This is a genomic window from Pseudomonas sp. AC172, from assembly GCF_979258595.1.
The window spans coordinates 4,254,159-4,277,500 of the sequence record NZ_OZ409868.1; the positions used below are offsets into that span (position 1 = coordinate 4,254,159).

General features: G+C 59.0%; 16 protein-coding genes and 2 rRNA genes (1 of these 18 only partly in view). 10 read left to right on the forward strand and 8 right to left on the reverse strand.

The window, feature by feature from the left end; all coding sequences use genetic code 11:
• Nucleotides 1–184: 184 nt before the first annotated feature.
• The 6 genes from ACZ0A4_RS19150 to ACZ0A4_RS19175 all read left to right on the forward strand — a co-directional run bounded on the left by ACZ0A4_RS19150 (nt 185) and on the right by ACZ0A4_RS19175 (nt 9,019).
• On the forward strand, nt 185–1,603 hold the full coding sequence (locus ACZ0A4_RS19150) for a short-chain fatty acid transporter (RefSeq protein WP_463575987.1): 1,419 nt from the start codon (nt 185–187) through the stop codon (nt 1,601–1,603).
• A gap of 188 nt (nt 1,604–1,791) precedes the next feature.
• On the forward strand, nt 1,792–3,489 hold the full coding sequence (locus ACZ0A4_RS19155) for a molecular chaperone HscC (protein WP_463575988.1): 1,698 nt from the start codon (nt 1,792–1,794) through the stop codon (nt 3,487–3,489).
• Between the two features lie 11 nt (nt 3,490–3,500).
• Complete coding sequence (locus tag ACZ0A4_RS19160; RefSeq protein ID WP_463575989.1) at nt 3,501–5,228, forward strand: J domain-containing protein; 1,728 nt, start codon at nt 3,501–3,503, stop codon at nt 5,226–5,228.
• Nucleotides 5,229–5,327: 99 nt separating this feature from the next.
• Complete coding sequence (gene acpA / locus ACZ0A4_RS19165) at nt 5,328–7,022, forward strand: acid phosphatase (protein ID WP_463575990.1); 1,695 nt, start codon at nt 5,328–5,330, stop codon at nt 7,020–7,022.
• A gap of 119 nt (nt 7,023–7,141) precedes the next feature.
• On the forward strand, nt 7,142–8,314 hold the full coding sequence (locus tag ACZ0A4_RS19170) for a hypothetical protein (protein WP_463575993.1): 1,173 nt from the start codon (nt 7,142–7,144) through the stop codon (nt 8,312–8,314).
• 180 nt (nt 8,315–8,494) lie between these two features.
• Entirely contained in the window at nt 8,495–9,019 is a 525-nt protein-coding gene (locus ACZ0A4_RS19175) for an SET domain-containing protein-lysine N-methyltransferase (protein WP_463575994.1), read from the forward strand.
• Nucleotides 9,020–9,027: 8 nt separating this feature from the next.
• Here the strand turns inward: ACZ0A4_RS19175 and can are convergent, their stop codons facing one another.
• The gene (can, locus tag ACZ0A4_RS19180; protein WP_064120416.1) at nt 9,028–9,672 is read right to left on the reverse strand and encodes a carbonate dehydratase; all 645 of its coding nucleotides are present in this window, start codon (nt 9,670–9,672) and stop codon (nt 9,028–9,030) included.
• A gap of 141 nt (nt 9,673–9,813) precedes the next feature.
• Between can and ACZ0A4_RS19185 the strand changes: the two genes are divergently transcribed.
• A complete protein-coding gene (locus ACZ0A4_RS19185) occupies nt 9,814–10,218 on the forward strand; it encodes a serine kinase/phosphatase (RefSeq protein ID WP_463575995.1) in 405 nt (134 codons plus the stop codon).
• A gap of 129 nt (nt 10,219–10,347) precedes the next feature.
• Here the strand turns inward: ACZ0A4_RS19185 and rimI are convergent, their stop codons facing one another.
• Nucleotides 10,348–10,800: a ribosomal protein S18-alanine N-acetyltransferase gene (gene rimI / locus ACZ0A4_RS19190; protein WP_463575997.1), complete on the reverse strand. Its 453-nt coding sequence runs from the start codon at nt 10,798–10,800 to the stop codon at nt 10,348–10,350.
• Nucleotides 10,793–11,539, reverse strand: a complete 747-nt coding sequence (locus ACZ0A4_RS19195; RefSeq protein ID WP_463577599.1) for an energy transducer TonB — start codon at nt 11,537–11,539, stop codon at nt 10,793–10,795. Before ACZ0A4_RS19195 ends, rimI begins: the two co-directional genes overlap by 8 nt.
• A 233-nt stretch (nt 11,540–11,772) precedes the next feature.
• Between ACZ0A4_RS19195 and mksB the strand changes: the two genes are divergently transcribed.
• Genes mksB through mksF form a run of 3 tightly spaced genes read left to right on the forward strand, consistent with a single transcriptional unit; the run spans nt 11,773 to nt 16,578 of the window.
• Nucleotides 11,773–13,050 (forward strand): Mks condensin complex protein MksB, encoded by a 1,278-nt coding sequence (gene mksB / locus ACZ0A4_RS19200; protein WP_463575998.1) that lies wholly within the window; start codon nt 11,773–11,775, stop codon nt 13,048–13,050.
• Nucleotides 13,040–13,741 (forward strand): Mks condensin complex protein MksE, encoded by a 702-nt coding sequence (mksE, locus tag ACZ0A4_RS19205; protein ID WP_016983587.1) that lies wholly within the window; start codon nt 13,040–13,042, stop codon nt 13,739–13,741. The genes mksB and mksE overlap by 11 nt, the downstream gene beginning before the upstream one ends.
• Nucleotides 13,738–16,578, forward strand: a complete 2,841-nt coding sequence (gene mksF, locus ACZ0A4_RS19210) for an Mks condensin complex protein MksF (protein WP_102901100.1) — start codon at nt 13,738–13,740, stop codon at nt 16,576–16,578. Before mksE ends, mksF begins: the two co-directional genes overlap by 4 nt.
• A gap of 118 nt (nt 16,579–16,696) precedes the next feature.
• Here the strand turns inward: mksF and ACZ0A4_RS19215 are convergent, their stop codons facing one another.
• The 5 genes from ACZ0A4_RS19215 to ACZ0A4_RS19235 all read right to left on the reverse strand — a co-directional run.
• Nucleotides 16,697–19,000 (reverse strand): PqiB family protein, encoded by a 2,304-nt coding sequence (locus tag ACZ0A4_RS19215; protein ID WP_463575999.1) that lies wholly within the window; start codon nt 18,998–19,000, stop codon nt 16,697–16,699.
• Nucleotides 18,993–19,616, reverse strand: coding sequence for a paraquat-inducible protein A (locus ACZ0A4_RS19220; protein WP_034156070.1), 624 nt, complete (start codon nt 19,614–19,616; stop codon nt 18,993–18,995). The genes ACZ0A4_RS19215 and ACZ0A4_RS19220 overlap by 8 nt, the downstream gene beginning before the upstream one ends.
• On the reverse strand, nt 19,603–20,262 hold the full coding sequence (locus tag ACZ0A4_RS19225; RefSeq protein ID WP_463576002.1) for a paraquat-inducible protein A: 660 nt from the start codon (nt 20,260–20,262) through the stop codon (nt 19,603–19,605). Before ACZ0A4_RS19225 ends, ACZ0A4_RS19220 begins: the two co-directional genes overlap by 14 nt.
• A 148-nt stretch (nt 20,263–20,410) precedes the next feature.
• Nucleotides 20,411–20,526: ribosomal RNA gene (gene rrf / locus ACZ0A4_RS19230) — 5S ribosomal RNA — on the reverse strand.
• A 171-nt stretch (nt 20,527–20,697) separates the two neighbouring features.
• Nucleotides 20,698–23,342, reverse strand: a 23S ribosomal RNA gene (locus ACZ0A4_RS19235); it runs 249 nt beyond the window's last position.

Below are 23,342 nucleotides of genomic sequence, written 5' to 3' on the forward strand. Positions count from 1 at the left end.
GGGTTAGCTCCTCCGAAGAAACCCCTGTGGGAGCGAGCTTGCTCGCGAAGAGGCCGGTACATTCAGAATCGATGTCGACTGACCGACCGCCTTCGCGAGCAAGCTCGCTCCCACAGGTAGGGTGTGTTTGGAGAAATCGGAAACCCGCGGACCACAATAACCATAAAAATCCGAGGTACTCCCTGTGGCCGTTGATATCGAAGATAGCCGCTCCGCACGCTTTGCCCTGCGCTGTTCAAGTTTCGCCGAACGCTGGTTTCCCGACTCCTGGGTATTCGCCGCACTGGCTGTGATAATCGTCGCCCTGGCCACGCTGGTCATGGGCGCCAAACCCACCGATGCCGCGATGGCTTTCGGTGACGGCTTCTGGAGCCTGATCCCGTTCACCATGCAAATGGCCTTCGTGGTAATCGGCGGCTATGTGGTCGCCAGTTCGCCGCCCGCCGTGAAACTGATCGACCGCCTCGCGCGGATCCCGAAAAACGGCCGTTCCGCCGTGGCCTGGGTGGCGCTGATCTCGATGGTCGCGTCCTTGCTCAACTGGGGCCTGTCGCTGGTGTTCGGCGGTTTGCTGGTGCGCGCCCTCGCCCGCCGCACCGATCTGAAAATGGATTATCGCGCCGCCGGTGCTGCTGCCTATCTGGGCCTTGGCGCGGTGTGGGCGCTGGGTTTGTCGTCGTCGGCTGCGCAGTTGCAGGCCAACCCCGCCAGCCTGCCGCCGTCGATCCTGTCGATCACCGGGGTGATTCCGTTCACCGAAACGATTTTCCTCTGGCAGTCCGGTGTCATGCTGCTGGCACTGATCGTGATCTCGATCATCATCGCCTACGCCACCGCCCCCGGGCCGAACTCGGCGCGCGATGCCAAGGCCTGCGGCATCGACCCGGCCTTTAATCTGCCGCCACTGCAACCGCGCACACGACCGGGCGAATGGCTGGAACACAGTCCGCTGCTGATCATCGTGCTGGTGCTGTTGGCGGCGGGATGGCTGTTTCATGAGTTTTCGACCAAACCGGCGATCACCGCGATTTCCGGCCTCAATACCTACAACTTCCTGTTCATCATGCTCGGCGCCTTGCTGCACTGGCGTCCGCGCAGCTTCCTCGATGCCGTGGCGCGTGCGGTGCCGACCACCACTGGCGTGTTGATCCAGTTCCCGCTGTATGGCTCGATTGCCGCACTGATGACCACGGTCAAAGGCGCGGATGCGCAGACGCTGGCGCACCACATCTCGACGTTCTTCGTCAGCATCGCCTCCCACGACACCTATGCGCTGCTGATGGGCGTGTATTCAGCGATTCTCGGCTTCTTCATTCCGTCGGGCGGCGGCAAGTGGATCATCGAAGCGCCGTACGTGATGCAGGTCGCCAATGACCTGCAATATCACCTCGGCTGGGCAGTGCAGATTTATAACGCTGCCGAAGCGTTGCCGAACCTGATCAACCCGTTCTACATGCTGCCGCTGCTGGGCGTGCTTGGGTTGAAGGCGCGGGATCTGATCGGTTTCTCCTTCGTGCAACTGCTGGTGCACACGCCGCTGGTACTGCTGTTGTTGTGGGCGCTGGGGACGACGCTGGCGTATACGCCGCCAGTCATGCCGTAGTCCCAAGCGGGGCCAGTCATGATGGCTGCGCCCCGCACTTTTCTCGCGAAACAGCCGCGTGTCGGGCTGCCTGTCGCAAATAATGGCTCAGAGCCATCATCCTGCTTTACCGCATCGCACCCTCGGTAATATTCTGCGCGCCCATAAATGTTTCCATTTTTTACCAAGCGCAAAGGGAGTTCGTTGCAATGATCGTAGGGATTGACCTGGGAACCACCAACAGCCTGGTCGCCGTCTGGCGGGGCGATGCCACCGAGTTGGTGCCCAATGCCCTGGGTCAGTTCCTGACACCGAGCGTTGTCGGCCTCGATGATCAAGGCCGGATTCTGGTCGGTCAGGCGGCGCGTGAGCGTCTGCACACGCATCCGCGTCTGACCGCATCGCTGTTCAAGCGCCACATGGGCAGCGCCACGCAAACGTACCTGGCCGACAAGGCGTTTCGCCCGGAAGAGTTGTCCGCGCTGGTGCTGAAGAGTTTGAAGGAAGACGTCGAGCGCGCGTTTGGCGAAACCGTCACCGAAGCCGTGATCAGCGTCCCGGCCTACTTCAGTGATGCCCAGCGCAAGGCCACGCGGATCGCCGGCGAACTGGCCGGGCTGAAGGTCGAGAAGCTGATCAACGAACCGACCGCCGCCGCCCTCGCCTATGGACTGCACCAACGGGACAAGGAAACTTCGTTCCTGGTTTTCGACCTCGGTGGCGGCACGTTCGACGTGTCGATTCTGGAGCTGTTCGAAGGCGTGATGGAAGTGCGCGCCAGTGCCGGTGACAACTTCCTCGGTGGCGAAGACTTCGACACGGTGCTGCTGGAGCACTTCATCAGCCAGCAGCGTTCCGCCGCAGACTTCCCGGAGCGCAGCAGCGTCATCCAGCCGCTGCGTCGCGAGGCCGAGCGCGTGCGCAAGGCGCTGGGTCAGGACGACAGTGCCGAATTCCGCCTGCAACTCGGTGAGCGGCAGTGGACGCAAACCATCACTCAGCAACAGTTGGCGACGCTGTACATGCCGCTGCTCGAACGCCTGCGCGCGCCGATTGAACGGGCGCTGCGCGATGCACGCATCCGCGTCAGCGACCTCGACGAGATTTTGCTGGTCGGCGGCACCACGCGCATGCCGATGGTACGCAAACTCGCCGCCGGGCTGTTCGGCCGCTTCCCGTCGATCACCCTCGACCCTGATCAGGTCGTGGCACAAGGCGCGGCCATTCAGGCAGCACTCAAAGCCCGCGCCGCCGCGCTGGAAGAAGTTGTGCTGACCGATGTCTGCTCCTACACCTTGGGCATCGAGACTTCGACGCAGGTCGGCCGCAACTATGAGAGCGGCCATTACCTGCCGATCATCGAGCGCAACAGCATCGTGCCGGTCAGTCGGGTAAAAACCGTGTACACCCTGCACGACAATCAGGAACAGGTGGTCGTGCGGATCTTTCAGGGCGAAAGCCGTCTGGTCAAAGACAACGTCGCACTCGGCGAACTGGACATCAAGGTGCCGAAACGCAAGGCCGGCGAAGTGGCCCTCGACGTGCGTTTCACCTACGACAACAACGGTCTGCTGGAAGCCCAGGTGAAAATCCCTCTGACCGGACAACAGCATTCGCTGGTCATCGAGAACAACCCGGGCGTGCTGTCACCCGAGGAAATCCAGCAACGCCTGCAGAACCTGGCACAGCTGAAGATTCACCCACGCGAGCAGCAGGTCAACACGCTGTTGAGTGCACGCCTGGAGCGCCTCTATCAGGAAAGCCTGGGCGATCTGCGTGATCTGATGGGCGATTGGGCCAAACAATTCCAGATCGCGCTCGACTCTCAGGACGAGCGCCAGATCCGTGAAGTGCGCACCGAACTGAGTCGACAATTGAGCGAACTTGATCGCACTCCGTGGCAATAAGGAGCCTGGCCATGGATTGCTGGTCGGTGCTGCACCTGCACAATGATGCAGACGCCCGTGACATCAAGCGCAGTTATGCGCGCCTGCTGAAAACCTTCCGCCCCGATGAGGATGCCGAAGGTTTCCAGCGCCTGCGTGAAGCCTACGAACAAGCGCTGGCGATTGCCCGGTGGCGCCTTGAAAACGCTGAACCTGTGGACGAAGACGACGTCGCCGTGGCCACGGCATCCAGCACCTTTGCCGCACTGGCACTCGATGCTGCGCTGGCAAACAAACACAGCCACCCGCAAAACCCGTCGTGGGATTTTGCCGGTCTCGACGTTCCGCCCGTCAACCCGACCGCTCCTGAGCCTTTTGCACCGCCGGCGAAGGATGATGTTTTGCCTGTCGAGCCACTGACGGCGGCCTCGGACACAGAAGCGTATGTGTTTGAAGCGCAGGCCGCGCGGCAACTGCTTGAGGGGCTATCGCCCGAAAACCTCGACGATCGTTGGGATCAGGCGCAACAGCAAGGCTGCGCCAAGGCCTTCGAAAGGCTGTTGCTGCAATTGTGTTTTGAACAGCCGCAACTGCGCAGCCCGGTGCTGCACTGGGCCGTCGAGCAACTTGGATGGTTGGGGCCGTGGCAGGACATGCTGATCAATGATCGCCAGCGTGAGGTTCTCGCCGAGAGTCTGATGGCCGACTATCGAGACCACCTGCAAGCGCTACTCGAAAGCCACAGCGAACGCGAGTTTCTCAACGTGCTCAAACGCTACAGCGCCCAACCGTGGCTGCAGGTTTTCGATCGCCGCGAACAATGGCAGCAAACCCTGCTGCACTTGCTCAATGACACTGAGTGGAGCGTTCCGCTGTTCGACCGCATCGGCCAACTGTTCGGCTGGGATCACAACAAAGGCCTGCACCCGCAACCGGACTGGCTCTGGGACACCTTGATCGAACGTTGCAATCAGGAAAGTTTCTACGACAATCTGCGGGCCAAGGCTGAAAGCGACCGGACGTGGGCGGCCGATGTCCAGGCAGCGCATCTGCTGATCAATCCGCTCAAGCCCCTGCAGCAAAAGAAGATCATCGACGGCTTCGGTCAGAACGAATGGCAGGCCTGCCACGATCTGTCGGAAAACCTCAAATGGCGCTTCCCGGCACTGCTCGCGCGATTGCCCTACGCCGACGTTTTTTATTGGCGGCGGTTCTTCCCGCGGCCCATTGCGGCCGAAACCTGGGTGCGGGTATGGGCGGCCATTGCGTTGGCGCTGTGCCTGTTTTATCTGGGCCTTGAGAAAAGGGATGCCGCCAATCTGATCTTCATTCCGATGATCTTTGCCTGCGTGCCGGTCTGGTTTTTCCGCTTTGCCCTGAGTTGGTGGGTGGTGCTCACGTCCCATGTCATCGTGCCGGACCTGTGGCTCACCGAAAGCCTGATTCCACGCAAATGGAACCCTGACACGCGCTGGCTGGTGATACGCCACGGAGTACCGCAAGGGGTGATGGTGCTGCTGTTTTCGCTGATGCTTGGCCCGCTGGGGGCGCTCGCGTATGCCGGCACGCTGCTGATCGGGCTGGTGCACAAACGCCGCATCGGTTCGCTCGATCCGGAGCTGAGCAGCCGCCGCCCTTGGCTGACAGCGCTGCATTGGGCGCACTTCAGTCCGCTGCAATTGCTGTTTCTGGTGGTCATGACTGCGATCACGGCGGCCAGCAGACTGGGCTTTTCGCTCAGCCAACTCATGCCCGGCTAGACATGCAGCGCCAGTGCCGCCTGTCATCCATCCGTCACATTCACTTGCTAGCGTCCGCCCGAAACATACTGAAACAATTAAGCAAGAACGGGCTGACAGATGAAAGACGACACAGACGGCACTGACGCACCTGAATCCAATCACCCCACCGACACCAGTCGCCGCCGCTTTCTCGGCGGCGTCGCGGTGCTCGGTGTCGGTGCCACGCTGGCCGGGTGTGGCAGCGCCAGCGATCAACCGGGCAAACCGGCCGAGCGCCCGCTGACACCTGCCGAGCTGGACAAAGCCCTGCGCGATCAGGTGAAAACCGTGGTAGTGATCTACGCCGAGAACCGCAGTTTCAATAACCTGTTCGGTGATTTCCCCGGTGTCGAAAAACCACTGGCAGCGCTCAAGCCCGGCGACTATCAACAACGTGACCGCGACGGTTCGCTGCTGCAAACCCTGCCGCCCGTCTGGGGTGGCGTCCTGCAGATCGGCCCGCAAACACTCGATGGCGTGACCTACCCCAGCGCCACGCAGTTTCAGGAAAACCTGGCCAACGCACCGTTCGCCCTCAAAGGCCCGAACGCTGAAGATTTGCCGTTCGGCCTGGTGACCCGCGATTTATGGCACGTGTTTTATCAGAATCAGATGCAAATCAATGGCGGCAAGAACGACGGCTTTGTCGCCTGGGCCGACTCCGGCGGTTTGACCATGGGCCATTACGCCCAGAGCCGTTATTCCCTGCGCCTGTGGGACGTCGCGCAGGAATTCGTGCTGTGCGACAACTTTTTCCAGGGCGCTTTCGGTGGCTCGTTCCTCAATCACCAGTACCTGATCAGCGCTACCGCGCCGTTCTATCCGGACGCGGCCAACTCTGTGGCCAAGTCACAGATCGCCGCGCTGCAAAGTGACGACCCGACCGACCCGCGCCTCAAGCCCCTGGACGCATCGCCGGCCAGCGCCATGACCGGCCCGCCGCAGTTCGGCCCGAGTGCGCTGACGCCGGACGGTTTCGGCGTCAACACCCTCGCCCCGCCCTACTGGCCCACGTGGATTCGCGACCCCGAGCGCCCGGCGTATTCGAAAGCGGATCTGCCCAACGTCATGGTGCCGCAAACCCACGAACACATTGGCGACAAGCTGTCGAAGAAAAACATTGATTGGGCCTGGTACGCCGGCGCCTGGCAGGCGACGCTGGATCAGTACAAGGATTCCGGCGGAATTCCGAAGATCCCGAATTTTCAATACCACCATCAGCCGTTCAACTACTTCAAACAGCAAGGTCCGGAGAACCCCGCCGAGCGCAATAAACGCCTGCGCGATGCTGGCCTGGGCGATGAGTCGAGCAGCAACAAATTCTTCGCCGATGCCGAAGCGGGCAAGTTGCCGGCGGTGAGTTTCTACAAACCTCAGGGCAACCTGAACATGCACGCCGGTTATGCCGACGTGGCCTCCGGTGACCGGCATATCGTGCGCGCGCTGAAAGTACTGCGCGAAAGCCCGCAGTGGCAAAACATGGTGGTGATCGTCACGGTCGATGAAAACGGCGGTTGGTGGGACCACGTCGCACCGCCCAAGGGCGACCGCTGGGGGCCAGGTTCACGAGTGCCTGCGCTGGTGGTGTCGCCGTTTGCGCGCAAGGGCACAGTGGACCACACGGTCTACGACACGGCATCCATTCTGCGGTTGATCACCCGTGTGTTCCGGCTCGAGACCCTCAACGGCCTCAAACAACGTGACGACACCATGATCGCTCGGGGTCAGAAACCCATGGGCGACTTGACCAACGCCCTGCATTTTCAGGTCTGAAAGCAATTCCTGCGGCGTGCGGCAAATATCTGCACATGACGGCTTTTCTGTGCAACACACCTGATCCAATATGAGCCGCCCCCGACTCGCGGGGAACCCACGCTGAAAAGGATCTGAGCATGTTCAAACTCGCAGGACTCACGCTCGCCGCGCTCACGCTGAGCGCGGCCGCCCACGCCGATGTCGACCTGAAACTGGGCAGCACCGAGCGTGTTACCCGCCTCTTCGCCTACCCCAACAACTGCAACGTGATCTGCTACCGCAACTGGACGCTGGAACAGACCGTCGCCCATTACCTGAACCAGAGCGTGCAACGCGATGGTTATGCCGATGCCAAGGTGCTGATAAAAACCGACAACGGCCAGCTCTATGCCGAAATCACCGGCGTGCCGAAGGATTACGACAAACCACTGTCGGCGCTGCTGGATGCAGGGGATCTGGCTTACACCGGCGCGAGCAAACTCAACGCCGACGGCAAATGGGCCTACAGCTGGTATCTGTTCCTGCCGCTGGGCATGGCTCTGGAAAACCGCAAAAGCGTCGAATTGCTGCACTTCCCGCCGGATTATTCGCTGACCCAGGCGCAGGATTATCTGCGTTCGAACACCACCGATCGTTGGGCGACGCTGCTGACTGACAATGGCATTCCTGCCGGGCAGACGCCGGCCTATCAAACCATCATCGATATCGCCCCGATCGCTGCGCCGTCCAATGCTGGCAGTGATCTGGAAGGCGTGTATGACTACTTCAAGGACTACCAGACCACCCTGGTCAAACAGTTCAGCCAGACCGCCAGCGGCACGACGCTGCCGATGGTCGCGTTCGGCGCGCCGGTGCGTAACTGGATCAAGCAACAATACGGGCCAACCGTGAATGTCTTGGGGCTGGCGACCATCAGCCCGAGCGAAGGCGTGAAAGTGTCGGTGCTGGGTTCCAACCACCCGAGTTACATCTGGTACGCCGCCGACCCGAAAAGCTACACCGGCGACGATGCGCAGGCGAAGGCTGATGCAGCAGGCCTGAAAGTCATGGGTCAGGATTTGAGTGCCGCCTGCTGGCAGGCCGGGATGGGCAGCAAACCGGGCAGCGATGCCCAGGCTACCCTCAGCAGTTGCACACAGACGTGGCAGGTCACGCAGAAAGTCAAAACCTGCGAGCTGTTCTACACCTCGATCCGTAATCTGACCCCGGAACAAGCCACCGCCAAGTGCTCCACCACCCCGATCAAGGCTCAACTGAAGCAATTGCAGGCACCCCTGCCAGCCACCGCAATCCCCGCCCCGCACCTGTAATCGCCTGAAGCCTTCCCGTGTCAGCCAAGGCTGACGCGGGAAAGCGTCTAAATCGCCTGTCAGATCTGACAGTAGACCCGCTATACCTAATAGGACACGATTGGATCCAACCAGCAGTATTGCAGCGCTGACAGGACGTCAACCCAAGGAAGTCGCAAAAGCCTTGCGACAAGGACTGATATGAATATCCACGCCAAGGCGCATTCGCCGCCACGCGATACTAAAGGTATTTATCCCTTCGCCGGTCTGCCCGTGCGTCTGGGGTTTCCGGCCAGCGCCGATTTCGAAATCCTTCAGGATGGGTACGGTGCCCCGGCGGCGGTCGCTGCGCGGCGCGAGTTCCTGCACACCCACCGGATTTGCCGGGTGTCCGGGCAATTACTGCCGTATCGCTGCCGCCAGACCCGACAATTGCTGACGGGCATCCATATCTACGATCCGCGTTTTTGCGGTTTGATCGAACACGCGTGCGACCCCAACGTGTTTCTCGACATGAGCGAGTTGTGGCTGTGGGCGTTGAAAGATATCCACAGGGGCGAACGGCTGACCATGGACTACACCGCCACCGAAGACAAATTGCTGCACCAGTTTGCCTGCGGTTGCGGTTCGCCACGCTGCCGTGGGTGGATCACCGGCTACGACGAACCACCCAGTCTCGAAGGCCAGCACTTTCTACGGCGCTGGCGGCATTCCGGCCTGCGCTGAAAGGTGCGTTATACCGCGCCAACCGGACGCAAACGATACTGCGGCGGCAGTTGCTCGAAACCACTGATGGTGGTGTTCAGACTTTTCCAGCGGCCATCCTTGATGCCGTAGATGCACCCGTGGATCGACAGGCTCTGCCCGCGATGCCAGGCGTTCTGGATGATGCTGGTGTGGGCGACGTTGGCCACTTGCTGGATCACGTTGAGTTCGCACATGCGATCAACCTGCTCTTCTTCAGTCGGCAACTTGGCCAGTTCTTCACGTTTTTCGTAATACAGATCACGAATCGAACGCAGCCAGCCGTCGATCAGACCGAACTGCCGGTCCTGCATCGAAGCGCGCACACCGCCGCAGCCGTAGTGGCCGGTGACGAGGATGTGTTTGACCTTGAGCACGTCGACCGCGTACTGGATCACCGACAGGCAGTTGAGGTCGGTGTGCAGCACCACGTTGGCGACGTTGCGGTGTACGAAAAGATCGCCCGGCAGCATGCCGACGATCTCGTTGGCCGGCACACGCGCATCGGAACAACCGATCCACAGATATTCCGGCGTTTGCTGGCGCGCCAGTTTGGCGAAGAAATCCGGGTCTTCCTTGGTGATCGCGTCAGCCCAACGCTCGTTGTTATCAATCAGGTCTTGTAAGTCATGCATGCTGTAAGGCCTCAAGAAAGATGCGCTGGTATGACAGACGACCGCCCGTCGGGGTCACGCCGCCACCGCAAGTGATTTCATTGGAATTCTCGTGTGCCTGGTGAGTCCACCTAAGTAAGGCCCACAGTATGAGGAATTGCCATGACTGATTCACGACGCCCTTACGATGCGGTGCAACCGGAGCCCATCGATGATAACGAAGACCGTATGGGTTCGGTGCATGAGCTGGATTTCGATGAAGACGAACCCAGCGCGAAGATTGGCGATGAAATTCCCGAGCGTGAACGTGAGCAGTTGATGCCCAACGAGCGCGTGCGTGAGGCGGGCATGACCGGTGCGTCAGTCAGTGATCATGAGCCGACGGACGATGACATGAGCCCGGAAACCCTGATCCATGAAGACGGCGCGCGGGATGCCGAAGAGGCTGGCCAAGGCAATCAGGCGGATTGGGATTTGAGCGTTGTCGACGAGGATGACATTGGCGGTGGCAATGGCCTGGATGAAGCGGAGCTGGCGCGGCGGGATCCGATGGATGGCAACCGCTGATCTTCGTTGCCTGAAAGGACGCTTTCGCGAGCAGGCTCGCTCCCACAGGTTTTTGGTTTGATCACAAAAGTTGTGTGCGAATCAAATCCACTGTGGGAGCGAGCCTGCTCGCGAAGCTTTTAACGACGGTCAGTCAACCAGGGTGCAGGCCATGACCACGGCATCTTCACGCCCACCCACCGCCGGATAATAATCCCGACGCCGGCCAATCTCGTTGAAGCCATAACGCTCGTACAACTTGAACGCGCCCGTATTGCTGTCGCGCACTTCCAGAAAACATTCCCGTGCCGAAGCCGCATACGCCCGCGACATCAAGTGCTCGAGCAACGTCAGCCCCAGCCCGCGCCCCTGATTCTCCGGTTTGACGGTGATATTGAGCAGATGCGCCTCATCCAGAATGATCTGCACCACCCCGTGGCCAACCTGCTGCTCACCTTCGAACATCAGCCAGATCTGGTACTTGCCCAGCCCATCAAGAAAAATCCCGCGAGTCCACGGATGGCTGTAAGCGGCGTACTCGATTTTCAGCACGGTTTCCAGATCCGCTTCGGTCATCGGGCGGAACGATACAGCTTCACTCATTCGATTCTTTCCAGCGCGCCATCAGCCGACGCATGGCTTGCCACACAGCGGCTTTGCGCTGTGGCTCTTCCATTAACAATTCCAGACCGGGAATGGCCCAGGCCGAACCCAGACCTTCGATCTGCAATTCACGATTGAACGCTTCGGCATCCGCTTCACCGGCAAAACGCACCGCTGGCAGGCCGATCAGCCACAGGCAGGCGCACGGAGCGGCTTCCATTTGCACCGAAAGGAAACCCTGAACGAAGTCACGCGCCGCTTCCGGGCCTTGATCCATGGTGCCGCGATTTAACCACGGCCAACGCACTGGCTCGCCGACGATTTGCGGCGCATCCGGCAGACCGGCGGCGCGCAGCATGTCTTTCAACAGCAAATACGCTGGATCACGGCTCTGGAACGGTTCGCCTGTGGGTAACTCGACCAGTAGCAGGCAACGCCCGGCGCGAAGTAATTGCAAGGCGAAACGCGGTGGCGGCACCGGTGCCGGTTTGGCGACGACGGGTGTGTCGTCGGCCTCTTCCACCGGTTTGGCGTTGGTCCGGGTGCTGGCCAACGAAGGGCGCGGCACTTCGATCTTCGGCCGTTCGGCCGGACGAACGGCAGGCTGCGCGGGCGTTTCGACCTGAGGCGCAAGCACCACCGGCGCCTCTACCTCGGGCTCGGGCATGTCCAACAGCTCGGGCCGCGAAAGCGCGGCGAAGGGCAATTCGGTGCGCGGCAGCCAGTTGACCACCTGCATGGCGTTCAAATAGGCGCGGCGGCGGGACTCGATAAGCAAAGGGTCGGCCACTTGTGGATAACTGAAGTAGGCTGATTCTACCGCCCTTCGTTCAAGATCGCTTGCTGTTGATCGATAGCCTTTACCTAAGCTCCCTCCCTTGGAAAATGCGACAGCCCGTCCCGAGAGTGAATCGCATCCTTCGTGATGCAGTACAATCGCGGCTTTTAATCGTCAACCAGCCGGCCATTCCGATGATCGAACCCAAGCGCGTCTTGCGCGCCCTCGCTGAACACTGGGCACTTCTGGAGCCACTGTGCGAGCACTTCGACCAAGGCACACTGAGCCTCAACGAACTGCGCACGCAACTGGCCGCCCAACAACTGGACAGCACACCGCAGGACATCACCAGCCTGCTCGACGTGTGGATTCGCCTCGATATTCTGATTCCGGTGGCGAAAAGCCCGAACCGTTTCGAGCTGAACGCGCAGATCCACGACTTCCTCGCGTACCTGCGCCGTGAACACCGCTTGGGCCTGTGCCTGGAAATCGAAGCCTATCTGCGTCACCTCGAGCGTCTGGCCGGTTACATCCAGGACGCATTCGAAGTCCGTGACGGCCACGACCTGGCCCGCCAGTTGCGCCTGCTCGACATGCGTGTCCGCGACGTGTTGAAGAAGCTCGACAACGACGAACAGGCCTTGGTCGCCGTGGCCGAACGGGCGAAGACCAGCGATCGACAGATTCCATTGCGTCAGCGTTACGCTGAAGTACTGGCGACCTGGGACGAATACGTCGAGCCGATGATCGATCTGGTGAACGCCGACGGCGCCTTCGAACAAGGCGTGCGCAAAGTCGAAACCGTGCTGCTGAAGATGCTCAGCGAGCAACAGCGCCTCGGCCATCTGGTTGACGACGACATGCTGCTGCGCACCCACGCGCGCATCCTTGAAATGCAAACCAGCGCCCAGTTGACCTTGCGCCATGCCCGCGAACTCTTGCTACCGCTGCGTGAAGAAGCGCGCCGGCACAACGCCGTGACCCGTGGCGCCGCGTTGGCCTTGGCCGCTATTCGCCGCAAAGGCATCGACGCCGTGCCGCAAGCGGCGATGCCACTGTTCACCCGTCCGCAAAGTACCTTCCTCGGCAGCGCCAGTCAGGTCGAAGCCTACGTGTATGCGTTGGCGCGATTCGAGCCGAAACCGGCGCGTTTCCCGAAAGCGCACAAAACGCAGAAAGGCGAAGCCCCACGCGCGCCACGCACCGTGCGCGAGATGGTCGACCGTTGCGAAGAAGCCCTGCCGATGCCGGATCTGATGACCTGGTTGCTGGAGCAGGAACCGGACGGCGCCACCGACGAATTGCTCTACTGGTTCTCGCGCCTGTCGCGGGAAAAGCGCTTCAAGCGCGAGCGTCTGGAACGCCGCGAATACCACACTCACGAGCACCAGGTCAGCCTGCGCTCCTTCGCCCTGCTCTCGGCCAGCGACGCTGCCTCCGAGAATTCTGCGAGCATCCCCAATGCATCTTGATCTTTCCGAACTGTCGCAACTCGCGCCGATCTTCCGCGAGCTGTTCAAGGGTTACCACGTCAGCCGCCGCGACCCGGAGCTGTACGCGCAATTGTCGAACTTCCAGGATCAATACCGCACGCTGTTCAAGGCGCTGGGCTTTGAACTGGTCTGCGACACCCGCGGTTTCTACTACTTCGTGCCGGACATGGCCGCTGCGGCGGTGAACAAGACGGCCCAGCGTCTGGCGCTGTTCACCTTCATCCTCGTCGAGCATCTGGCCGATCAGGGCCGCGACCCGATCGCCGTGCTCGATGGCGGCAGCCTCGGCCGCGAAGAATTGCCGTCGCTGCTGGAGAAATACCGCGACCTGTTCATTCAGGCCGAAGTGCAGACCGTTGAAGAGCTCGAAGAAAAGATCATGCGCCGCATGACTCAACTCGGTTTCGCCAGCGAAGAAAACGGCGTGTACCGTTTCCTGCCGCCGATGCACCGTTTCCTCGATGTGTGCCTGTCGGTGCAGCAGGATCGCGATCTGGCGGCCAGCGTGCACAGCGTATTGCCGCTGCCGGCACCGGTGCTGATCGACGAAGCGGCGGAAGCCAAATTCCTCGAAACCGACGATCCGCTCGACCTCACCGAATTTGATGAAGAGAGCGAAGAAGACGCACTGGCCCGCGCCATTGCCGAAGAACAGGAGTCCGACGCATGAGCCAGGAACGCTACGGCATCCGCCGCTTTGCCCTTTTGAACACCGCCGGTTACAGCCTCGGCCTGTTCCCGCTGGAAGAACCGTTGTCGGTTTACGGCGCGAACAACCTCGGTAAATCGGCGTCGATCAACGCCCTGCAATTCCCGATTCTGGCGCGCATGTCGGACATGAGTTTCGGCAAGTACAGCCTCGAACAATCGCGGCGCTTCTACTTCGCTTCCGACACCAGCTACATCCTCGTCGAAGTGAACCTGCCCCATGGCCCGCACGTGATCGGCGTGGTCGGTCGCGGCCCGGGCGGTGGTTTTGGTCACCAGTTCTTCGCTTACGCCGGTAAGCTTGATCTGGCGCATTACCAGAAGAACGACACCTGCCTGCGTCAGAAAGAGCTGTTCAGCAACCTTGAGAAAGAAGGCCTGAAAGCTTACGAACTCAAGCCGGATGAGCTGCGTCGTCTGCTGGTGGGTGGTCACACTTCGATTCCGCTGGACCTGACCCTGATCCCGCTGCGCTCCACCAGCGAGCAGAGCCTGAAGACTTTCCGCGCGCTGTTCATCAACCTGCTGCACATGCGTGAAATCACCGCGGCCAAGCTCAAGCAGCTGTTCCTCGATGCCTTCGAACACAGCCTGCGTTCCGGCAGCGTCGATTACATCGCCGCGTGCGAAGAAGCCTTCCGCGATGTGCGACGCATGGAACAGGACTACAACTCGCTGGTCGCTGCCGGCCCGTTGGTTGAAGCCTTGGCCAACGGCGTGAAACAGCGCGACGTGCTGCGCGGCAAACTGCATCGCCTGTCGCCGCTGCTCGACTCGTTGCTCGGCACCTGGTCCGACTACGCCAGTGCGCGTAAAGAAGAGCTGACCATTCAGGCCGATCACTACCGTGGCGAGCAGGACAGCCTGCAAAACGATCAACGCGGTGGCACCCAGGAACTGATGCGTCTGGAGCGGGAAATTTCCGGCATTCAGCGCTGGCTCGGCGAGCTGTCGGTGCTGAAGAATCGCTTTGCCCTGGTCGACGACGTCAAAGTGCTCGAGCAACAATTGCTCGCCGCCAAAGACGCTCACGACGAATTGGCCGGCGCCTTGGCGCAATCCCGTCAGTTCAGCGCCGAAGATCTGGAAGAGCGCGTACGCGATCTGGAAAAACGCCTGAAGTCGGTGAAGCAGCAACTCGACCACGCCGACAACAACAGTTACGCCCGTTTGCGCGAAGAGTTCTCGCAGCAGGACGTCGAGCGTCTGATGCGGCTGTTCAACAGCGCCCTGTTCAGCCTGCCGCTGGGCGAACACGGCATCACCCTCGACGACGATGGCGAGTGGGTCAAATCGGTTGAGCTGATTCTCGATGGTTTCAAAGGCGAGCGCTTCGAAGTGCCGGGCCTGTCGATCGACATCTCGCACATCGAGCCGCCGGCCCTGCAAGCACTGGCCGATCGTGCCGCGTTGCGCGATCAGAAAGAACGCTTGGAAAAAGAACTCAAGCAACTGAAAACCCAGCAGGCCGTGGCCGCCGACCGCGCCGCGAGCAAGACCCAGACCGAAGCGCTGTACCAGCAAGTGCTGGACGCGCAGAAAGCACTGGAAGACTTCCGCCGCACGCAGACTTTGAGCGCCGAAGAAAGCGACAAGCTCGAGCAACTGGCGCAGATGGAAGGCGCGCAGGACGAACTCAAGCGTTCCAGCGATGCCTTCACCGAGCGTGTCCAGCAGCTGTCGGCCAAGCTGCAACTGGTGGGCCGGCAGATCGCCGACATGGAAGCCAAACAACGCACCCTCGACGATGCCCTGCGCCGTCGTCAGTTGTTGCCGGCGGACCTGCCGTTCGGTACGCCATTCATGGACCCGGTCGACGACTCAATGGACAATCTGCTGCCGCTGCTCAACGACTATCAGGACAGCTGGCAAGGCCTGTTGCGCGCCGACGGTCAGATCGAAGCGCTGTACGCGCAGGTACGCCTCAAAGGTGTGGCCAAATTCGACAGCGAAGACGATATGGAGCGGCGTCTGTCGCTGCTGATCAACGCGTACGCGCACCGTACCGATGAAGCGCTGACGCTGGGCAAGGCGCGTCGTGCCGCGGTCACCGACATCGCTCGGACCCTGCGCAATATTCGTAGCGACTACGACAGCCTCGAGCATCAACTGGCGTTGTTCAACCGCGAGATCAACAAGCGTCAGGTCTCCAACCTGCAGAGCTTCCGCATCGTCCTCGCGCCGAACAAGGAAGCGCTCAAGCACATTGACCAGATCATCCACAGCGCCGGTCAGTACGAAGAAGGCGAAACCCTGTCGGTGTTCGATCTCAGCCAGAGCGCCGAGCAGGACAACAAGAACGAAGAAGCCAAGGAATACCTGGCGCGGCTGGTGGCGGCAAACCACAACCAGCTCGGCCTCAAGGACTTGTTCGAACTGGCGTTCGAGATCACCAAGGTCAACGGCCAGCCGGTGATCCACACAGACATCGATGGCGCGGCGTCCAACGGCACGACCATGACCATCAAGGCGCTGACCAACATGTACTTGTTGCTGCACTTGATGGATCGTGACCAAGCCGGTCGCGTGCGTCTGCCGTACTACCTCGACGAGGCAGCAGACATCGACGAGAAGAACCAGGCCGCACTGCTGGAAACCAGTCTGCAACTGGGCTTCGTGCCGATTCTGGCGAGTGTGAAGCCGCAGGTCTGCGCCAGTGTCGCGATCGACCTGGAAGGTGGTAGCGGGCCGGCGGGAATCTACATTGATGAAGCGGACTGGAAGTACATCCGTCGCCATGATGTGGTGAAGGCTACGGTGAATGTTGAAGCGGATGAGCCGGAGCTGGATGCGGTTTGATCGGTTTTAGCTGAAGACAAAAAAAGGGCCGCGATCTGATGGGATCGCGGCCCTTTTTTATGGCTTGGGATTCGTGCTGAATTGGCTCGCGATGGCGCCACTTCAGACACCGCAGGATTTACTTACCGAGCGAAATCTTCGGCGCCCACGTCAGCCACTCGTCCTCAAACTTGTCGAACAACGGGAACGTCTGCTCAGCCCGCGCCGGGTTACCCATGCGCTCGCCATCCGGCGTGGCGAAAGCAATCCCACCCTGAATCGCCGTCTCCAGCGACTCGGTGCGCACCGTCAGCCCGTTGAACAAACCGATATCGAAACCGACACCGCTGGTGTTCCAGAACCGGCTGCCACTGCGCACCAACGGCGCATATTTAGGCTCGATCAGAATGTGCACCAACACACGATCCGCCGTCTGCCCCAGTTCATAACCGGTCACTTTACCCACGGTAATTTCACGGTAAGTTACCGGCACGCCCGGCTTCAGCGAACCACGACGGGCAGCGCTCAATACCAGACTCAGCCCCGCTTCTTGCTTGGTCACTTCCGGCGCATTGGCCAGCGCCACGAAGCTCTTCTGCGGGCCGAGGCTCTTCGCCGCTGGCTGCACTTCGATGTACTGCCCGGTCACCAGGGTTTCCAGGTTCGCGGTCTTGATCAAGCCCAACTCCGGCTTGACCACCCAGAACTGGCTGCCGACCCGGGCGATCTTCTCTGGCACTTCGGTGATGCGCGCCGTGAGGATCACCGATTGCAGATCGTCAGTCAGGTCGACACTTTCAATCTTGCCAACATCAAGGCCCTTGAAACGTACCGGGGTGCCGCTGCGCAGGCCATCAGCGCGATCGACTTTGATCGTCACCAGCGTGCCTTTCTGATTCGCCTCATCATGGTTGGCGAACAGGCGGAAACGTGGAATACGCTTTTGCAACGGCGCCTTGGCCTGCGGTGTTTCGAAGGCAATACCGCCGGCCATCAGGGTCTGCAGCGATTCGCTCTTCACTTGAATGCCACCGGTCAGTCCGCCGGTCAGTGTGATTCCGCTGACATTCCAGAAGCGGGTCGAAGCGTTGACCAGGTTTTCGTATTCCTTCTCGATGTGAACTCCGATCACCAGTTGCTTGCGGGTCTTGGAGAACTGATAGCTCTGAACCGAACCAACCTTGACCTGCTTGTACAGAATCGGGCTGCCGACATCGATGGAGCCGAGGACATCAGTGAACAACACCAGATGCAGACCCGGCGAACGCAGATCCAGTGGCGGAGCTTTCGGCCGTGCCTCGAACTCGCGCTTCGGCGCAGCGCCCTTGTCACCCGGGCGCACGGCGATGTAGTTACCTTTCACCAGCGCCTCCAGCCCGGTGATACCGGCCAGAGAAATTGACGGTTTGACCACCCAGAACTGCGTGCCGTCGACCAGATAATCTTCAGCGAGCGGATCAAGGGTCAACTCGGCAGTGGCACTGTTCAGATCCGGATCGACCTTCAGCGCTTTCAGATTGCCGACCTGAATACCTTTGTACATTACCGGCGTACGGCCAGCCTGCAGGCCCTCGAAATCGCTGAGTTTGACCTTCACGCGAATCCCGGCAGCCGCCGCGTCAAAGTCTTCGTAGAGACGGAACGGCAGGCTTGGATCGGTCGGCGGACTGTCCTTGCGGTTCTCCGGCGTAGCGAAGGCGATGCCGCCGGCGACGATGCTGGCCAGCGATTCGCTGCGCACTTTCACGCCGGACAGGTTAGCGTCGATGCTGATGCCGCTGGCGTTCCAGAAACGCGTATGTTTGCGCACCAGTTTGGCGTAAGTCGGCTCGATGAAGACTTTGAGTTCAACGGTGCTCTGATCTTCCGAAAGCACGTAGCTTTTGATCTGGCCCACCTTGATCTGCTTGTAGAACACCGGGCTGCCGCGGCTCAACGAGCCAAGACGATCAGCCTTGATGGTCAGATGCAGGCCAGGCTTGGCGTCGGACAGCGGCGGCTCTTCGGAGAGTGCCTTGAACTTGCGTGTCGGTTCGCCTTCGCCGGGACTGATGGCAACATAGTTACCCGAGACCAATGTCTCCAGCCCAGTAATACCAGCCAGGGTGACACTCGGTTTGACCAGCCAGAAGCGCGTGCTGGTCTTGAGGTATTGCTCAACGTCTTTATTCATCTCTACGGTGGCGATGACGCCTTTGGAGTTACCCTCATCGTCGAGCTTGAGCGTCTTGACCTTACCGACCGACATGCCCTTGTACATGACCTCAGTCTTGTTGGCCTGGATGCCTTCGCCACTCTCGAAGCGGATCTGAATTTCGATACCGGTTTCGGAATAGGCACGCCAGCCGAGCCAGCCGCCGATGATCAACGCGATCAGTGGCAGTACCCAAATGGCAGACCAGTTCGAGGCCGGTCGGGTTTTCGCTACGGGCAAATCAGTCATGGTCGTCGTCCGACTCCGTGTTATCCCAAATCAGTCGGGGATCGAAAGTTACTGCAGCGAGCATCGTCAGAATCACCACACTGGCGAAGGCGATGGCGCCAAGATTGGCTTCGACACTGGCAAGCCGGCCGAAGTTGACGACCGCCACGAGAATGGCGATCACAAAAATATCGAGCATCGACCAGCGGCCGATGAACTCGATAAAACGGTACATCCAGATGCGCTGACGCGCCGACAACGGTTGGCGTCGTTGTACCGAAAACAGCAGCAGTGCGATGCCGACCAGTTTGAAGGTCGGCACCAGAATACTGGCGATGAACACCACGGCCGCAATAGGAATCATGCCGTGTTGCACCAGCTGGATCACGCCGGACATGATCGTGCTCGGGTCACCCTGACCCAAAGAACTGACAGTCATGATCGGCAAGACATTCGCCGGAATATAGATGATTGCAGCCGTGATCAGCAGTGCCCAGGTTCGCGCGAGGCTGTTCGGACGCCGGGCGTGAACCAGCGCACCGCAACGGCTGCAGGTTTGCTCGTCGGTGTCCGCTTCCTGCTTGTTCAATTCGTGGCATTCGGTACACACCAGAATGCCCGCATCAATCGCCCGCATGAGCGTCCTCTCCTGATAACGCCTGCCAGATCTGATGCGGTGACATCACCACTTCCAGCCAGACCTGTACCAATAACAAGCTGATGAAACACGCCAAACCCAGGCCTACGGTGATAGCTGCCATGTCCGCCAGTTTGACGATCGCCACCAGCACGCCCATGAGATAGACCTCGAGCATTCCCCAGTCTTTTAGATGGTGGTAAATGCGATAGAGCAGCAAGCCATAGCTGCGTCCGACATTGAAGCGAATCGTCAGCAAAACGAATAACTGGCACAGCAACTTGAGCAGCGGTATGGCCATGCTGCACAGAAAGACGACGATCGAAACACCCTGCATGCCCGTATTGAACAGGCCGAGTACGCCGCTCCATACCGTATCCTGCGAAGATTGTCCGAGGATATTGAGTTGCATGATGGGTAAAAAGTTTGCCGGGATGTACAGCAATAATGCTGCGATCACCAAGGCAAGGCTGCGCTGCACCACGTTATGGCGGTGAGCGTAAAGTTCGTAACCGCAGCGAGGGCAGAGCGCTTTTTCGCCGTGAGCAAGCGTTGGCTTGCGCATCAGCAGGTCGCACTCGTGACAGGCCACCAAGTCTTCCAGCGGTAAATCTGACAGCCCGGGGGCGTCAACCGACTCTGACATAAAGGCTCTGGCTCCGAATAAGGTGGGGCTATTCTAGTGTTCTGATTCGAAAATAACTGTGCAAATTTGTTCGCTGCCGCGAGTAAAAACTTTTCTACAGGCAAAACAAAACCCCAACTGCTTTCGCAATTGGGGTTTCGGAATTTAATCTTGACGATGACCTACTCTCACATGGGGAAACCCCACACTACCATCGGCGATGCATCGTTTCACTGCTGAGTTCGGGATGGGATCAGGTGGTTCCAACGCTCTATGGTCGTCAAGAAATTCGGGTACTGAGTCGTGACCAGATGGCCTCGCTTCAGCAAATTGGGTATGTGATAGTTTTCGGTGTTTTGTGAGTCTTTCGAACTTTCGGTTCGTTTCGTCTTCACACACCGCAATCTGGTCTCGCTCGCTTTTCAGCTCGGAGCATGCAAATTGCTTGGGTGTTATATGGTCAAGCCTCACGGGCAATTAGTATTGGTTAGCTCAACGCCTCACAGCGCTTACACACCCAACCTATCAACGTCGTAGTCTTCGACGGCCCTTCAGGGAACTCAAGGTTCCAGTGAGATCTCATCTTGAGGCAAGTTTCCCGCTTAGATGCTTTCAGCGGTTATCTTTCCCGAACATAGCTACCCGGCAATGCCACTGGCGTGACAACCGGAACACCAGAGGTTCGTCCACTCCGGTCCTCTCGTACTAGGAGCAGCCCCTCTCAAATCTCAAACGTCCACGGCAGATAGGGACCGAACTGTCTCACGACGTTCTAAACCCAGCTCGCGTACCACTTTAAATGGCGAACAGCCATACCCTTGGGACCGGCTTCAGCCCCAGGATGTGATGAGCCGACATCGAGGTGCCAAACACCGCCGTCGATATGAACTCTTGGGCGGTATCAGCCTGTTATCCCCGGAGTACCTTTTATCCGTTGAGCGATGGCCCTTCCATACAGAACCACCGGATCACTAAGACCTACTTTCGTACCTGCTCGACGTGTCTGTCTCGCAGTCAAGCGCGCTTTTGCCTTTATACTCTACGACCGATTTCCGACCGGTCTGAGCGCACCTTCGTACTCCTCCGTTACTCTTTAGGAGGAGACCGCCCCAGTCAAACTACCCACCATACACTGTCCTCGATCCGGATAACGGACCTGAGTTAGAACCTCAAAGTTGCCAGGGTGGTATTTCAAGGATGGCTCCACGCGAACTGGCGTCCACGCTTCAAAGCCTCCCACCTATCCTACACAAGCAAATTCAAAGTCCAGTGCAAAGCTATAGTAAAGGTTCACGGGGTCTTTCCGTCTAGCCGCGGATACACTGCATCTTCACAGCGATTTCAATTTCACTGAGTCTCGGGTGGAGACAGCGCCGCCATCGTTACGCCATTCGTGCAGGTCGGAACTTACCCGACAAGGAATTTCGCTACCTTAGGACCGTTATAGTTACGGCCGCCGTTTACCGGGGCTTCGATCAAGAGCTTCGCGTTAGCTAACCCCATCAATTAACCTTCCGGCACCGGGCAGGCGTCACACCCTATACGTCCACTTTCGTGTTTGCAGAGTGCTGTGTTTTTAATAAACAGTCGCAGCGGCCTGGTATCTTCGACCGGCATGAGCTTACGGAGCAAGTCCTTCACCCTCACCGGCGCACCTTCTCCCGAAGTTACGGTGCCATTTTGCCTAGTTCCTTCACCCGAGTTCTCTCAAGCGCCTTGGTATTCTCTACCCAACCACCTGTGTCGGTTTGGGGTACGGTTCCTGGTTACCTGAAGCTTAGAAGCTTTTCTTGGAAGCATGGCATCAACCACTTCGTGTTCTAAAAGAACACTCGTCATCAGCTCTCGGCCTTAAGATCCCGGATTTACCTAAGATCTCAGCCTACCACCTTAAACTTGGACAACCAACGCCAAGCTGGCCTAGCCTTCTCCGTCCCTCCATCGCAATAACCAGAAGTACAGGAATATTAACCTGTTTTCCATCGACTACGCTTTTCAGCCTCGCCTTAGGGACCGACTAACCCTGCGTCGATTAACGTTGCGCAGGAAACCTTGGTCTTTCGGCGTGGGTGTTTTTCACACCCATTGTCGTTACTCATGTCAGCATTCGCACTTCTGATACCTCCAGCAAGCTTCTCAACTCACCTTCACAGGCTTACAGAACGCTCCTCTACCGCATCATCCGAAGATGATACCCGTAGCTTCGGTGTATGGTTTGAGCCCCGTTACATCTTCCGCGCAGGCCGACTCGACTAGTGAGCTATTACGCTTTCTTTAAAGGGTGGCTGCTTCTAAGCCAACCTCCTAGCTGTCTAAGCCTTCCCACATCGTTTCCCACTTAACCATAACTTTGGGACCTTAGCTGACGGTCTGGGTTGTTTCCCTTTTCACGACGGACGTTAGCACCCGCCGTGTGTCTCCCATGCTCGGCACTTGTAGGTATTCGGAGTTTGCATCGGTTTGGTAAGTCGGGATGACCCCCTAGCCGAAACAGTGCTCTACCCCCTACAGTGATACATGAGGCGCTACCTAAATAGCTTTCGAGGAGAACCAGCTATCTCCGAGCTTGATTAGCCTTTCACTCCGATCCACAGGTCATCCGCTAACTTTTCAACGGTAGTCGGTTCGGTCCTCCAGTTAGTGTTACCCAACCTTCAACCTGCCCATGGATAGATCGCCCGGTTTCGGGTCTATTCCCAGCGACTAGACGCCCTATTAAGACTCGCTTTCGCTACGCCTCCCCTATTCGGTTAAGCTCGCCACTGAAAATAAGTCGCTGACCCATTATACAAAAGGTACGCAGTCACAGAACAAAGTCTGCTCCCACTGCTTGTACGCATACGGTTTCAGGATCTATTTCACTCCCCTCTCCGGGGTTCTTTTCGCCTTTCCCTCACGGTACTAGTTCACTATCGGTCAGTCAGTAGTATTTAGCCTTGGAGGATGGTCCCCCCATATTCAGACAAAGTTTCTCGTGCTCCGTCCTACTCGATTTCATGACTAAGAGATTTTCGCGTACAGGGCTATCACCCACTATGGCCGCACTTTCCAGAGCGTTCCGCTAATCTCAAAGCCACTTAAGGGCTGGTCCCCGTTCGCTC